The 14,546-nt window shown below is 69.8% G+C and carries 15 protein-coding genes; 1 reads left to right on the forward strand and 14 read right to left on the reverse strand.

Translation table 11 applies throughout. The annotated features are described in order from the left end of the window. Positions 1-8 precede the first annotated feature (8 nt). The 8 genes from ACH4N1_RS17010 to ACH4N1_RS17045 form a co-directional block, all read right to left on the reverse strand. On the reverse strand, positions 9-203 hold the full coding sequence (locus ACH4N1_RS17010) for a hypothetical protein (protein WP_398097848.1): 195 nt from the start codon (positions 201-203) through the stop codon (positions 9-11). Positions 204-223: 20 nt separating this feature from the next. Continuing rightward, positions 224-517, reverse strand: coding sequence for a hypothetical protein (locus tag ACH4N1_RS17015; RefSeq protein WP_398097850.1), 294 nt, complete (start codon positions 515-517; stop codon positions 224-226). Beyond that, complete coding sequence (locus ACH4N1_RS17020; RefSeq protein WP_398097852.1) at positions 514-1,605, reverse strand: helix-turn-helix transcriptional regulator; 1,092 nt, start codon at positions 1,603-1,605, stop codon at positions 514-516. The genes ACH4N1_RS17015 and ACH4N1_RS17020 overlap by 4 nt, the downstream gene beginning before the upstream one ends. A gap of 18 nt (positions 1,606-1,623) precedes the next feature. Continuing rightward, entirely contained in the window at positions 1,624-2,601 is a 978-nt protein-coding gene (locus ACH4N1_RS17025) for a helix-turn-helix transcriptional regulator (RefSeq protein ID WP_398097854.1), read from the reverse strand. 129 nt (positions 2,602-2,730) lie between these two features. Further along, positions 2,731-3,102, reverse strand: a complete 372-nt coding sequence (locus ACH4N1_RS17030) for an FKBP-type peptidyl-prolyl cis-trans isomerase (protein ID WP_073495330.1) — start codon at positions 3,100-3,102, stop codon at positions 2,731-2,733. A 59-nt stretch (positions 3,103-3,161) separates the two neighbouring features. Continuing rightward, positions 3,162-4,172: an FKBP-type peptidyl-prolyl cis-trans isomerase gene (locus ACH4N1_RS17035; protein ID WP_398097856.1), complete on the reverse strand. Its 1,011-nt coding sequence runs from the start codon at positions 4,170-4,172 to the stop codon at positions 3,162-3,164. Between the two features lie 213 nt (positions 4,173-4,385). Continuing rightward, on the reverse strand, positions 4,386-5,747 hold the full coding sequence (gene pafA, locus ACH4N1_RS17040) for a Pup--protein ligase (RefSeq protein ID WP_020117715.1): 1,362 nt from the start codon (positions 5,745-5,747) through the stop codon (positions 4,386-4,388). Between the two features lie 9 nt (positions 5,748-5,756). Continuing rightward, complete coding sequence (locus ACH4N1_RS17045; protein WP_398097858.1) at positions 5,757-7,016, reverse strand: MFS transporter; 1,260 nt, start codon at positions 7,014-7,016, stop codon at positions 5,757-5,759. 120 nt (positions 7,017-7,136) lie between these two features. Here ACH4N1_RS17045 and ACH4N1_RS17050 point away from each other — a divergent pair, with 120 nt between their 5' ends. Continuing rightward, positions 7,137-8,150: a LacI family DNA-binding transcriptional regulator gene (locus ACH4N1_RS17050; RefSeq protein WP_398097860.1), complete on the forward strand. Its 1,014-nt coding sequence runs from the start codon at positions 7,137-7,139 to the stop codon at positions 8,148-8,150. A 70-nt stretch (positions 8,151-8,220) separates the two neighbouring features. Here the strand turns inward: ACH4N1_RS17050 and prcA are convergent, their stop codons facing one another. The 6 genes from prcA to arc form a co-directional block, all read right to left on the reverse strand. After that, positions 8,221-8,967 carry a proteasome subunit alpha gene (gene prcA, locus ACH4N1_RS17055; RefSeq protein WP_382793070.1) on the reverse strand — a complete coding sequence of 249 codons (747 nt, stop codon included), beginning with the start codon at positions 8,965-8,967 and terminating at the stop codon, positions 8,221-8,223. A 58-nt stretch (positions 8,968-9,025) separates the two neighbouring features. Continuing rightward, entirely contained in the window at positions 9,026-9,871 is an 846-nt protein-coding gene (gene prcB / locus ACH4N1_RS17060) for a proteasome subunit beta (RefSeq protein WP_398097862.1), read from the reverse strand. Beyond that, positions 9,823-10,410 carry an endonuclease VII domain-containing protein gene (locus tag ACH4N1_RS17065; protein ID WP_398097938.1) on the reverse strand — a complete coding sequence of 196 codons (588 nt, stop codon included), beginning with the start codon at positions 10,408-10,410 and terminating at the stop codon, positions 9,823-9,825. The genes prcB and ACH4N1_RS17065 overlap by 49 nt, the downstream gene beginning before the upstream one ends. A gap of 38 nt (positions 10,411-10,448) precedes the next feature. Beyond that, positions 10,449-10,667: a ubiquitin-like protein Pup gene (locus ACH4N1_RS17070; protein WP_382793076.1), complete on the reverse strand. Its 219-nt coding sequence runs from the start codon at positions 10,665-10,667 to the stop codon at positions 10,449-10,451. 189 nt (positions 10,668-10,856) lie between these two features. After that, positions 10,857-12,368, reverse strand: coding sequence for a depupylase/deamidase Dop (dop, locus tag ACH4N1_RS17075; RefSeq protein WP_398097865.1), 1,512 nt, complete (start codon positions 12,366-12,368; stop codon positions 10,857-10,859). 229 nt (positions 12,369-12,597) lie between these two features. Next, positions 12,598-14,364 (reverse strand): proteasome ATPase, encoded by a 1,767-nt coding sequence (gene arc, locus ACH4N1_RS17080; RefSeq protein ID WP_366061369.1) that lies wholly within the window; start codon positions 14,362-14,364, stop codon positions 12,598-12,600. Positions 14,365-14,546: the final 182 nt, after the last annotated feature.

The following is a 14,546-nucleotide window of genomic DNA, read 5'->3' on the forward strand; positions in this document are numbered from 1 at the left end:
AGCGGTGCTCACAGGGTGTCCACGGCCCGGGCCGCGCTCAGGGACGCCCGCTCCAGTTCCTCCGCGGCCCGGTTGATGCGCTGCGCGGAGTCCGCCACCTGACGGCCGAGACGCCGCGCCTCCAGGAAGACCCGGACGGCGAACACCGCGAGGACGGCGAGACCCAGAAAACCCATGGCTACCGCGAACATCGGCCAGAACATGACGCCGAGCCTAGACCTTCCTACGGCGTGTGCAGCCGCAGGGTCCTGACCCCGCCCCCGGTGAGCAGCTCGACCACCCGCTCCCCGGCCGGCTTGCGCACGGCGGCGCCGCAGTCGGGACAGGTGAAGGAGTAGAAGGTGGTGCGGCTGGAGGCGCCGATGACCAGGCGCAGCGCACCGGCGGCCAGTTCGAAACGACCGCGGCAGTCCGGGCAGCCGGCCCTGAAGACCACCGGGGCCACACTGGTCATGCCCGAGAACGCCGAGGCCACCGAGATGCCCCGCACACCGGACGTCGTCGCCGACTCGCTCACCGCTCCCGCCCCCCGATCCGCCCCCGCGGCCGCCCGGCCCGCTCCGTGCCGCCCCGTCCGCCGACGGGACCGGCGGTCCCGCCGTCCCCCGCGGCCCCCTCTGCCTCCACCCCGTCGTACGCCGCCAGCGCCTCACGGGCGGCGCGGCGGGCGCTGTCGGCGAGGTCCTGCGGCGCCACGATGCGGCCGTCGCGTCCGAGCCGCAGCGCCAGACGCCGCAGCGAGGCCGGCTCGGGCGTGCGCAGGGTGATGCGCAGGCCGCCGTCGGGGAGTTCGTCGGCGCTGTCGTGCGGGTAGTACTCGGCGACCCAGCGCCCGCCGGGTCCCACCTCGACGACGACCTCCGGGTCCTCGGCGGCGGGCTGGACCAGCCCCTCCGACAGGTCCCGCAGTTCGACCTCCGGCGGTGCGGCGGGCTCGTCGAGGATCCTGATCTCGGCGACCCGGTCGAGACGGAAGGTGCGGCGCGCCTCGGAGCGGCGGCACCAGGCCTCCACGTACGTGTGCCCGACGCTGACGAGACGGATCGGGTCGATCTCGCGCTCGGTGACCTCGTCGCGGGCGGGCGAGTAGTAGCGGATCCACAGCCGGCGGCGTTCGGAGATCGCCCGGTCGACGTCGGCGAAGACCCCGCCCTCGGACTCGAAGGTCACCGACAGGCGGGAGCTGGCGCCCGCCGCCTCCCCGGCCGCGGTCTCCACCTTGGCGGTGGCCCGCAGCAGTGCCTGGCGGTCGCTCTCGCGCAGGCCGGGCAGGGTCGCCACCGCGCGGGCGGCCACCAGCAGCGCGGTCGCCTCGTCGGCGGCCAGCCGCAGCGGCTCGGCGGCGTCCGCGCCGAGGGCGGCCGGGTTGTGCCACCAGATCCGCTCGCCGTCGGTGTCGATGTCGAGCAGGTCGCCGCCGCGGAAGCTGGTGCCGCACATGGGCAGCACGTCGAGGTCGGAGACCAGCTCGTCCTCGGTGATCCCGAAGGCGCGCGCGACGTCCTCGATGCGCGCTCCCGGGCGCTCCCGCAGATACGTCACCAGGGAGAGCATCCGCCGGGTCTGGTCGATCGCGTTCGCCGGCCTGACCGGTTTGCCTGCCACTGTGTTGCTCGCTCCCCCTCAGCCCTTGGCCACGGCGCGCAGCCGGTCGACCACGTCCGCCCGCAGCTCCGCGGGCTCCAGCACCACCACGTCCGGCCCGAACTCCACCAGCCAGGCGTCCAGGCCGTGCCCGTACGGAATCTCCAACTCGTCCCAGCCGTCGCCGAGTTCCCGCACCGCCGTGGCCCTCGCCCGCAAGGGGTACCCGCAGCCGGCGCGCAGCCGGATCAGCGCGCTGCGGTCGGCGGTCTCCCCCGCCCAGCCGGCCACGGTCTCGCGGACGGTGACGACGTCGGGCACGGGCGCGCTGAACGCCGTCCCGCGCGAGCGCACCTTGCCGGTGATGCGGGACAGCCGGAAGACCCGCTCGGCACCCCGGTCGCGGTCCCAGCCCGCGAGGTACCAGTGGCCGCGCCAGCACTCCAGGGCCCACGGCTCGACGTGCCGGGGCTCGGGACGGGCGGCGGTGGCCTTGCGGTAGTCGAAGACGACGGGGCGGCGGTCGCGGCAGGCCAGCATCAACGGCTCGAACGCGGCCTCGTGGACGGGGATCCGCGGTTCCAGGGCGCTGTGCGGCTCATAGGGGTCGACGTCCTCGGGCAGTCCCGCCGCGCGCAGTTTCTGCAGGGCGCCGCTGGCCGCGCCGGCGAGCCTGGCCTGCTGCCACACCTTGGCCGCCAGGCCCAGGGCGGCGGCCTCCTCGGCGTCGAGGGTGATGGCCGGCAGCCTGTTGCTGTCGCGGCGGGCGAGGTAGCCGATCTCACCGTCCAGGCTCTCGACGGTCTCGATGACGAGGCCCAGCTCGCGCAGGTCGTCCTTGTCCCGCTCGAACATCCGGTTGAAGGAGTCGTCCGATCCCGCCCCGCCCCTGCCCGAACCGAACGCCTCGACGTAGGCCTCGATGGAGTCACGCAGCTCGCGCTTGCTGAGCGGCCGCCGCGTCCCGAGCAGACACAGCGCCAGGTTCATCAGCCGCTCTGCCTTGGCAATGGCCATCGACGCCCTTCGCCTCCCTGTGGTGCTTCCGACGGATGACCGTACCGCTCCGCGGCGCCCGGGCAAAAGCCGAGGGCCCACGCCCGGACAGGCATGGGCCCCGGCCGGTCGAGACCGGTCGTACGACGATCAGACCCCGAGCAGGTCGACCACGAAGATCAGCGTCTCGCCCGGCTTGATCGCCGGGGTCGGGCTCTGGTTGCCGTAGGCGAGGTGGGCCGGGATGGTCAGCTGGCGACGGCCGCCGACCTTCATGCCCTGCACGCCCTGGTCCCAGCCCTTGATGACCCGGCCGCCGCCCAGCGGGAAGCGGAACGGGGTACCGCGGTTCCAGCTGGCGTCGAACTCCTCACCGGTGCTGAAGGCGACACCGACGTAGTGCACGGAGACGGTCTGGCCCGCCTGCGCCACCTCACCGTCGCCCTCCCAGATGTCCTTGATCTCGAGGTCCGCCGGGGGCTCGCCGCCCGGGAAGTCGATCTCGGGCTTCTCGATGCTCACGTCTTACGCTCCTGCTTGTTCGCGGAAAGGCAACAGCACAGTCTTACATCACGGCGGCGTCACATCTTCGCGAGGATGTCCACCGTGAAGACCATCGTGGAGTCCTTCTCGATGCCGCTGCCGGCCGGCGGCTGGTCGCCGTACCCCAGGTCGGGCGGGATGACGATGACGACGCGGCTGCCGGCCTTCTTGCCGGTCAGACCCTGCGCCCAGCCCTTGACGACCTGCTGGAGGGAGAACGAGGTCAGCGCGGACCGCTGGTACGTCGAGTCGAACTCCTTGCCGGTGTCCCAGATGACGCCCTTGTACTGCACGAGGACGGTGTCGTCGGCCGCGACGGCCTCCCCGTCGCCCTCGATGACGTAGCCCGACACGAGCTTCTTCGGCGGGTCGGCCTTGGGGATCTCGACGGAAGGTGCCTTGCCGTCGGTGTTGGTGCCGACCTTCGGCAGGGCGGCGTCGTCCTGGGGGACGTCCTTGCCCTTGGCCGAGCTCTTGGCGTTGAAGGTGTCCTGGATGTCGAACACGAACACCAGCGTGTCGGTCCCCTTGATGCCCGCCTCCGCGTTGCCCTCCTTGCCGAAGCCCCAGGTGGGCGGGACGGCGAACTGCACCCGGCTGCCGGCCTTCTTGCCGGTCAGGGCGTAGCGCCAGCCCTCCATGGTGCTGCCCTGCGCGAGCTGGGTGAGCAGCGGCGCCCCGCGGTCGTAGGAGTTGTCGAGGACCTTGCCGGTGTCCCAGATCTGGCCGAGGTACTGGGCCTGGATGTAGTCGCCCTCCGCGACGGTCCGGCCGCCGCCCGCGATGACCGTCTTCACGGCGAGCTGGTCGGAGGGCGCGCCGCTGCCCTTGGCGACCGTCGGCTTCTCCCCGAACTTCGTGCCCGCGGTGATGGCCGGCAGCGGCCCGTCGACGATCTTGGGGGCGGGCGCGGCGGAGGGCGCCGAGGCGGAGGGCGACGCGCTGCTGTCCACCTTGCCCGACGAGTCGGACGAGTCGTCGTCCCCGCATCCGGCGAGCGTGACCAGTCCTGCGGGTACGGCGGCGAGAATGAGTGAGCGTCGGCGCACGGTGGGGGCCTCGTAATCGGTTGATCTTGCTGATGGCGTGCGCGCTACCTTACTGACGATTCCGTGCCGATTCAGGTTCCGGCCCGGTTCCGTTTCGGCCGGGGCTCCGGGGGTTGTCCCCGGAACGGCACCGCCGACGTGAGAAGGGCGCCGTACGGGAAACGTACGGCGCCCGTGTCGCGTTCCGGCATTACCGGGAAACGCGCTGTCCGGTCACATTCCGGCGATCAGCTTCTCCACCCGGTCGTCCACCGAACGGAACGGGTCCTTGCACAACACGGTGCGTTGCGCCTGGTCGTTGAGCTTGAGGTGGACCCAGTCGACGGTGAAGTCCCGCCGCTGCTCCTGCGCCCGGCGGATGAAGTCACCGCGCAACCGCGCCCGAGTGGTCTGCGGCGGAACCGACTTGCCCTCGAAGATCTTCAAGTCGTTGCAGATCCGGGCGGCCTGGCCCTTGCGCTCCAGCAGGTAGTAGAGACCACGACGGCGGTGGATGTCGTGGTAGGCGAGGTCTATCTGCGCCACGCGCGGGTGCGACATGGTCATGTTGTGCTTGGCCCGGTACCGCTCGATGAGCTTGTACTTCATCACCCAGTCGATCTCGGTGCCGATGCGGTCGAGGTCCTCGGCCTCGATCGCGTCCAGCGTGCGGCCCCACAGCTCCAGGACCTGGTCGACGGTGCCAGTGCGGATGCCGCGGCGCTCGACGAAGTCCACGGCCTTCTCGTAGTACTCGCGCTGCACCTCGAGGGCGGAGGCCTCACGGCCGCTGGCCAGGCGCACCTTGCGCCGGCCGGTGATGTCGTGGCTGACCTCGCGGATCGCCCGGATCGGGTTCTCCAGGGTGAGGTCGCGCATCACGGTGCCCGCCTCGATCATGCGCAGCACCAGGTCGGTGGCACCGACCTTCAGCAGCATGGTCGTCTCGGACATGTTCGAGTCGCCCACGATGACGTGCAGGCGACGGTAGCGCTCGGCGTCGGCGTGCGGTTCGTCGCGGGTGTTGATGATCGGCCGGGAACGGGTCGTCGCCGAGGAGACGCCCTCCCAGATGTGCTCGGCCCGCTGGCTCACGCAGTAGACGGCCCCGCGGGGCGTCTGGAGCACCTTGCCGGCCCCGCACAGCAGCTGCCGGGTCACCAGGAAGGGAATGAGGATGTCCGCGAGCCGGGAGAACTCCCCGTGCCGGGCCACCAGGTAGTTCTCGTGGCAACCGTAGGAGTTGCCCGCCGAGTCGGTGTTGTTCTTGAAGAGGTAGACGTCGCCCGCGATTCCTTCCTCGTGCAGGCGTCGTTCCGCGTCCACCAGGAGTCCCTCGAGAATGCGCTCGCCGGCCTTGTCGTGGGTGACCAGTTCGGTCACGTTGTCACATTCGGGTGTCGCGTATTCCGGATGCGATCCCACGTCGAGATAGAGGCGGGCGCCGTTCCGCAGAAAGACATTGCTGCTACGGCCCCATGACACGACACGGCGGAAGAGGTACCGCGCCACCTCGTCAGGCGACAGGCGGCGCTGTCCCCTGAACGTGCACGTGACGCCGTACTCGTTCTCCAGCCCGAAAATGCGGCGGTCCATGAGTGAACATTACGCCCGATCCCCTGAACTGAAACGGGGTTCGACGGCACGGTTCGGATCATTTTCCGGTGAAGCCGCAACCACCCCGCTTCCGGCGGGAACCGTGAGTACCCGCCCCGTGGCCAGCAAAACCACCAATGCCACGGCACCCGCCGCGCCCGGTACGGCAAAGCCCCACTGGGCGCCGCCCGCCTCGACGACCGGGCCCGCCACTGCCGTTCCGAGCGAGTGACCGACCGTGAAGGTGGTCACCAGCCAGGAGAACGCCTCGGTGACGGTGCCACGCGGCGCGTGCCGGTCGATGAGGACGAAGGCGCAGGCGAGCGCGGGCGCGAGGAACACGCCGGCCAACGCGGTGAGCGCCACCATGGCGACCGCGCCCGGCATCAGCACGAGCGGCAGGTAACACACCGCCAGGAACGCCACCAGGACCCGCAGTCGCCGCTCCGGCACGCCCACCCACCGGCGCGCCCCGTAGGCCACCCCGCCGACGAGCGCGCCGAGGCCGAGGGCGGCCATCAGCCAGCCGTACACCACGTCACCGCCGTGGTCGTCGGCGTACGGCACGGAGGCCACCGTGATGGAGCCCAGCGCGATGCCCACGAACAGGAAGGCGCCGAGCAGCACGAGCAGACCGGGCGAGCGCAGGGCGCCGAGCCAGTGCGCCTCGCGCGGGGCGGAGCGCCACGCGCGCGAGGGCGGCGAGACGACCACGGTCAGCGCCCCGAGCACACCGAGCGCGTTCAGCACCAGCAGGGCGGCCTGCGCCGACCAGAGCGAGGTGCACAGGGTCACCAGCAGCGGCCCGACGGTGAACATCACCTCCTGGGCCACCGCGTCCATGGCGTACGCGGTGTGCACCTGGTCCTCCCGGCGCAGCACCGACGGCCACAGCGCCCGCAGGCCGCCCTCCAGGGGCGGGGTGAACAGCCCGGCGGCCGCGACGAGGACGTGGGCGAGCGGGAGCGGGGCGATGCCGGTGAAGGCGAAGGCCCCCATGGCGAGGGCCGCGGCGAGCGCGGCGGGCAACTGCACGCGCGGCTGGCCGTACAGGTCGACCAGGCGGCCGAGCAGCGGCTGGCCGACGGCGTTGGCGACGCCGTACACGGCCGCCAGGACGCCCGCGAGGGTGTAGCTGCCGCCCTCGGCGCGCACGAACAGCACGATCGCGATGGCGCCCGTGGCGTTGGGCAGCCGTCCCACCAGGGTGCCGGCGAGGAGCCGGGCCGCGTGTCGCGCCCTGAGGATCTCCAGGTATCCCGCGGCCATGTCCCGCCTCCGTCGACTCCCCCGAGGCGGTCGGCCCCGCCGAGGTTTTACGTATAACTTGTTCCGGCCATACGTACCATGTGCGCTGTTCACACGTCCAGACGAAAGAGCAGGCCCACGGTGGCACGAGCCAGCACGCGCCCCACGAGCCGTGACGTCGCCCGGGCCGCGGGAGTGTCCCAGGCCGCCGTCTCCCTGGTGCTCGGCGACAAGTGGCGCGGCCGCGTCTCCGAGACCACCGCGGAACGGGTACGCCAGGCCGCCCGCGACCTCGGCTACCGCCCCAACCTCGCCGCCCGCAACCTGCGCCTGGGCCGCACCCGCACGGTCCTGCTGGTCGTCCCGGAACTGACCACCGAATTCTTCGCCGGCGTCTACACCGGCGCGGCCCGGCTCGCCGCCGCCCACGGCTTCGGCGTCGTGCTCTACCCCTCCCCCGAGGGCATCGGCCCCGCCCCCGACCCCTTCGCGTCCGCCCCCGCCGCCCTGGACGGCGTCCTGGCCTCCTCCATGGCCGCCGACGCCCTCACCACCATCCGCGGCGACCAGCTGCCCCTCGTCATGCTCGACAGCGACCCCGACGGCAGCCTCGGGGCCGCCACCGTCAACCTCGACATCGCCGACGGCGCCCGCCAGGTCGCCGAACACCTGCTGGACCTCGGCCACCGCCACTTCCTGCACCTGGCGTCCGACGTACCCTCCTGGACGTTCGAGGTACGCGCGCGCGAACTGGCCGCACGCGTGGCCGCCGTATCCGGCACCACCCTGCGCACCGCCCCCACCCCGATGACCATCGACGGCGCCCGCACGGCCACGGAAACCGCCCTGGACTCCCCCGGCCCCCGGCCCACCGCCGTCGTCTGCGACGACGACAAACTCGCCGCCGGCGTCTACAAGGCCCTACGGCGCCGCGGACTGCGGGTGCCCGACGACGTCTCCGTCACCGGCATCGACGACATCGCGCTCGCCGCCGCACTCGACCCGGAACTGACGACCGTACGCCTGGACGCCGAACTCTTCGGAGAGCACGGCATGCGGGCCCTGCTGGCCGTCCTGGACGGCCGAACACCCGAGACCGGGCAGATCCCGGTCCACCTCGTCGTCAGGGGCTCCACGGCCCCACCCAGGGCCTGAGAGGGGCCATTCGGGAAAACGTCTGTGCCCCGACCGGAAAGCGGCCGGGGCACAGCAAAAACGGGTCGGGCTACTTCTCGTCCGACTCCTCGGCGCTCTCCGCCTCCGTCGACGCCCCGCCGGTCTCCAGCAGCCTCCCCAGCTGCCGCCCCACGATCCGCTTGAACTTGCGCGACTGCGGACGCGTACGGTCCAGCACCGCCACCTCCAGACGCTCGGCGGGAATCTCCCGCTCCGTGCCGTTGGTGTCACGCGACAGGGCCTGCACCGCGAGCTTCAGGGCCTCGGCGAGGCTCATGCCGTCCCGATGACGCTGGTCCAGGTAACTGCCGATCTGCTCGGCATTGCCGCCGACCGCGACCGAACCGTGCTCGTCCACGATCGACCCGTCGTGCGGCAGCCGGTAGATCTGATCGCCGTCCGGCGTCTCACCCACCTCCGCCACCACCAGCTCCACCTCGTACGGCTTCTCACCGGCCGAGGAGAAGATGGTGCCGAGCGTCTGCGCGTAGACGTTGGCCAGACCGCGGGCGGTCACGTCGTCCCGGTCGTAGGTGTAACCACGCAGGTCCGCGTAGCGCACCCCGCCGATCCGGAGGTTCTCGTACTCGTTGTACTTGCCGGCGGCGGCGAACCCGATCCGGTCGTAGATCTCGCTGAACTTGTGCAGCGCGCGGGACGGGTTCTCACCGACGAACACGATGCCGTCGGCGTACTGGAGCACGACCAGGCTGCGACCACGGGCGATGCCCTTGCGCGCGTACTCCGCGCGGTCCGCCATCGCCTGCTGGGGTGAGACATAGAACGGCGTCGACACCGGTTATCCGTCCCTTTCTGTGGAAGTCACTCGATCACCTTGCCAGGAGGCCGGCCGGCTACAGCAGCGCGGCCCGGGGACCGTCGGGCTGCTCGAGACGGTGTGCCAGCACCGAGCGGGCGATCTCGGAGGACTCGTCGTCGGTGAGCCGGCGGAAACCGTCGTCGGTGATCACGGTGACGATGGGGTAGATCCGGCGGGCGACATCGGGACCACCGGTCGCCGAGTCGTCGTCTGCCGCGTCGTAGAGGGCCTGGACCACGAGCGTCGTGGCGTCCTCCTCGCTCAGGTCACGGCGGTAGAGCTTCTTCATGGCGCCGCGCGCGAAGACCGAGCCCGAGCCGGTCGCCGCGAAATTGTGCTCCTCCGAGCGGCCGCCGGTGACGTCGTAGGAGAAGATCCGGCCCCTGCCGCGGTCCACGTCGAACCCGGCGAAGAGCGGCACCACGGCCAGGCCCTGCATGGCCATGCCCAGGTTGGAGCGGATCATCGTCGACAACCGGTTCGCCTTGCCCTCCAGCGACAGCTGGGCGCCCTCGACCTTCTCGAAGTGCTCCAGCTCCAGCTGGAAGAGCTTGACCATCTCCACGGCCAGACCCGCGGTGCCCGCGATGCCGACGGCCGAGTACTCGTCGGCCGGGAACACCTTCTCGATGTCGCGCTGCGCGATGACGTTGCCCATGGTCGCGCGACGGTCACCGGCCAGCACCACACCGCCGGGGAAGGTCACGGCCACGATCGTCGTGCCGTGCGGCGCCTCGATCACGCCCTGCATCGCGGGCAGCTGCCGGTTGCCGGGCAGCAGCTCCGGCTGGTGGTCGGAGAGAAAGTCCATGAAGGACGAGGACCCAGGCGTCAGGAAGGCAGCTGGTAGACGCCCGGTGCTACGAGTGTTGGCTTCCACGAAGTTCCCTCCAGGTAGGCGGCTGCCCGACGAACAGCGTCGGGGTCGTCTCCCAACTTGCCGATGGCCGAATTGCAGTTGAAGCACAGTACGCCACGGACCCTACCCGTCTTGTGGCAGTGATCCACATGTACGGCCGGGGCTTTCAGGCAGATCACGCAGAGACCCATTTGAGAGGCGACCAGCGCGTCACGCTCGGCTTCCGTCATGCCGTACTGGCGCTTCAGGTGTCCCCGCCTCCCCTTCACGGCTTTGCATGCTTTGCAGCAGGTCGCGAGGCCGTCGGAGGCAGTTGCGTTGCGGTGCCACTCACTGTGCGGCTTGATTTGCTCGCAGTTGCGGCAGAATTTGTGGCCCTCCGGCGTTTCCACGCGCGGCCGCACGTTCCTTCCCTTCGCCAGTTGCCGGGCCTGGTGATAAGCCGCCCAGCACTCCCGGCAGTAGGCCTGCAACCCGTCTCGAGCCGCTGCGTTACTGGCGAAGGCTGCTCGCGGCTTCGACTCCTTGCACCGCGAGCAACGCTTCACGCCCTCTCCCATTGTCAAGCCCGGAACCCCCGATACCTTCGAATCGAAGGCTACTCGCCACCCTTCTGAACGAAACTTCGAACGAAGTCCTCGGCATTCTCCTCGAGTACATCGTCAATCTCGTCAAGAACCGAGTCCACGTCGTCGCTCAGCTTCTCCTGACGCTCCTTGAGGTCGTCCGAGGCCTGTGCCTCCGCCGCCTGCTCCTCGGTCTCCTCGGTGGAGCGCGTCGCCTTCTGCTGGCCGCCGCCGGTGTCCTTGGTCGCCATAACCCTCACCCCGCTCAGTTCGCCCGACATGGTCGACAGGTCGGCATTCCTGCCGATCGGTGATGATCAGACCCTACAAGCCGGGTCCGACATCGGCCCCGCAGTTGTGACAACGTGCGGGTGCCACCTCGATGATTCCCGGGCGCGAGGGTTTCCACCCCGCGCGCCCGGGTCCGGCCGAGTGCCCGTTCAGTTCCCGGACAAGACCTTGACCAGGTCTTCTGCCGTTCGGCAGCGGTCCAGGAGGGCCTTGACGTGATTTCGCGTTCCGCGAAGCGGTTCCAGGGTTGGAACCCGCTGGAGGCTGTCGCGGCCCGGCAGGTCGAAGATGACCGAGTCCCAGGAGGCCGCCGCCACGTCGTCGGCGTACTGCTCCAGGCAGCGGCCGCGGAAGTACGCGCGCGTGTCCTCCGGGGGCTTGCCCACGGCCCGCTGGACCTCCGCCTCGTCCAGGAGCCGCTTGACGCGTCCGCGGGCCACCAGGCGGTTGTAGAGGCCCTTCTCGGCGCGTACGTCGGCGTACTGGAGGTCGACCAGGTGGAGGCGGGCGGCGTCCCAGTCGAGGCTGTCGCGGCGCCGGTAGCCCTCCATCAGTTCGCGCTTGGCCACCCAGTCCAGTTCGCCGGCCAGGCTCATGGGGTCGTTCTCCAGGCGCGTGAGGGTGTCCTCCCAGCGCGCCAGGACGTCCTTGGTCTGATCGTCGGCGTCCGCCCCGTAGCGCTCCTCCACGTACTTGCGCGACAGCTCGAAGTACTCCATCTGCAACTGGACCGCGGTGAGTGTGCGGCCGCTGCGCAGGGTGACCAGGCGCTTGAGGGTGGGGTCGTGGGAGACCTGGTGGAGGGTGCGGACGGGCTGGTCCACCGCCAGGTCGACGGCGATGAAGCCGTCCTCGATCATCGACAGGACGAGGGCCGTGGTGCCGAGTTTGAGGTAGGTGGAGATCTCCGAGAGGTTGGCGTCCCCGATGATCACGTGGAGGCGGCGGTACTTCTCGGCGTCGGCGTGCGGTTCGTCGCGGGTGTTGATGATGGGGCGCTTGAGGGTGGTCTCGAGGCCGACCTCGACCTCGAAGTAGTCCGCGCGCTGGCTGAGCTGGAAGCCGTGCTCGTGTCCGTCCTGACCGATGCCGACCCGGCCGGCGCCGGCGAAGACCTGGCGGGAGACGAAGAAGGGCGTGAGGTGGCGCACGATGTCCGAGAAGGCGGTCTCCCGCTTCATCAGGTAGTTCTCGTGCGTGCCGTAGGAGGCGCCCTTGTTGTCGGTGTTGTTCTTGTAGAGGTGGATGGGCTGGGCGCCCGGCAGGGCCGCGGCCCGTTCGGCCGCCTCGGCCATGATCCGTTCGCCGGCCTTGTCCCACAGGACGGCGTCGCGCGGGTTGGTGACCTCGGGCGAGCTGTATTCGGGGTGGGCGTGGTCGACGTAGAGGCGGGCGCCGTTGGTGAGGATCACGTTGGCGAGGCCGATGTCCTCGTCGGTGAGCTGGCTGGAGTCGGCGACCTCGCGGGCGAGGTCGAAGCCTCGGGCGTCCCGCAGCGGGTTCTCCTCCTCGAAGTCCCAGCGGGCCCGGCGGGCCCGGTGCATCGCCGCCGCGTAGGCGTTGACGATCTGGGACGAGGTGAGCATGGCATTGGCGTTCGGGTGGCCGGGGACGGAGATCCCGTACTCCGTCTCGATGCCCATTACTCGCCGTACGGTCATGCGGCCCTCCTTGCCCGGCGGCGCCCTCGGTCGTGGGCGCCGCTCAAGTACCGCGGGTGCTCCGGTGCGTGTGCGGTGCCGGTCCCCGCACTGCGCCCGGCGGTACGGATGAGCCTAGAACGCCTCTGCGCCGGTGGGGAGATCATTTGCGTCATTGCCTGCTCCAGCCGTGGCCCGAAAAGCAGTCGGCTGCGGGTACCCGGAAAGGGCACCCGCAGCCGCCCTGGTTCTACAGGTACTGTCCGGTGTTCGCCACCGTGTCGATGGAGCGTCCGGTGTCGGAGCCCTGCTTTCCGGTGATCAGGGTGCGGATGTAGACGATCCGCTCGCCCTTCTTTCCGGAGATGCGGGCCCAGTCGTCGGGGTTGGTGGTGTTGGGGAGGTCCTCGTTCTCCTTGAACTCGTCCACGCAGGCCTGGAGGAGGTGGGAGACGCGGAGGCCCTTCTGGTTCTTCTCCAGGAAGTCCTTGATCGCCATTTTCTTGGCCCGGCCCACGATGTTCTCGATCATGGCTCCGGAGTTGAAGTCCTTGAAGTAGAGGACTTCCTTGTCGCCGTTGGCGTAGGTGACTTCCAGGAAGCGGTTCTCCTCGGATTCGGCGTACATGTGTTCCACTGCCGTCTGGATCATGCTTTCGACGGTGGTGGTGCGGTCGCCGGCGTGCTCGCCGAGGTCGTCCGAGTGGAGCGGGAGACGTTCGGTGAGGTACTTGCCGAAGATGTCCTTGGCCGCTTCGGCGTCCGGACGTTCGATCTTGATCTTCACGTCGAGCCGGCCGGGGCGCAGGATGGCGGGGTCGATCATGTCCTCGCGGTTGGAGGCACCGATCACGACCACGTTCTGCAGGCCTTCCACGCCGTCGATCTCGGCGAGCAGCTGCGGGACGATGGTGTTCTCCACGTCCGAGCTGACGCCGGAGCCGCGGGTGCGGAAGAGGGACTCCATCTCGTCGAAGAAGACGATGACGGGGGTGCCCTCGCTGGCCTTCTCACGAGCGCGCTGGAAGACCAGGCGGATCTGCCGCTCGGTCTCGCCGACGTACTTGTTGAGCAGTTCGGGGCCCTTGATGTTGAGGAAGAAGCTCTTGCCGGCGGCCTGGCCGGTGACCTCGGCGACCTTCTTGGCCAGCGAGTTGGCGACGGCCTTGGCGATGAGCGTCTTGCCGCATCCGGGGGGGCCGTAGAGCAGGACGCCCTTGGGGGGGCGCAGCTCGTGCTCCCGGAACAGGTCCGGGTAGAGGTAGGGCAGCTCGACCGCGTCGCGGATGGCCTCGATCTGGCCGCCGAGACCGCCGATCTGCTCGTACCCGATGTCCGGGACCTCTTCGAGGACGAGTTCTTCGACCTCGCTCTTGGGGACGACCTCGTAGACGTACCCGGAGCGGGGTTCGAGGAGCAGGGCGTCGCCGGGCCGGATGACGACGTCCAGCAGGGGCTCGGCGAGCCTGACCACCCGCTCTTCGTCGGTGTGTCCGACCACCAGGGCGCGCTGGCCGTCCTCGAGGATCTCCTTGAGGGTGACGATGTCGCCGACGCTCTCGTACTCCATGGCCTCGACCACGTTGAGTGCTTCGTTGAGCATCAGTTCCTGGCCGCGCCGGAGCTCCTCGAGCTCGACGCTGGGGCTGACGTTCACCCGGAGTTTGCGGCCCCCGGTGAAGATGTCGGCGGTGCCGTCCTCGTTCGCCTGCAGGAAGACACCGAAGCCGGCGGGCGGCTGTGCGAGCCGGTCGACTTCTTCCTTGAGGGCCACGATCTGGTCGCGGGCCTCGCGGAGTGTGTTGGCCAGTCTCTCGTTCTGGGCGGACACGCCGGCCAGGTTGGTCTGCAGCTCGACGATCCGCTCTTCGAGAATCCTCGTGTGTCGCGGAGAGTCGGCGAGCTTGCGTCGCAGGACGGCGATCTCCTGCTCAAGGTAGGCAATCTGCCCGTCGGGGTCGTCGGACCCTCGTCCCGGGCGGATGCCGCGGTTCATGTCGTCGTCGTGGGCTGCCACGGTCCTCACCTCCTCCAAGGGGAGCTGGACGCTTCCAGACCCTACCTGGGTGGGTGTCGATTGAAACCCCTAGATCACAAAGACTGTCGGGGTGTGTCCGATCTTCACCCTTGCGCTCTCCCTCACGCCAGGGGAATACCCACCGAACATGATTGGAAAGCTGCCGGAGGTAGGGTCGAAGT

It is taken from the genome of Streptomyces sp. NPDC017202 (genome assembly GCF_044331705.1).
Taxonomy (GTDB): domain Bacteria; phylum Actinomycetota; class Actinomycetes; order Streptomycetales; family Streptomycetaceae; genus Streptomyces.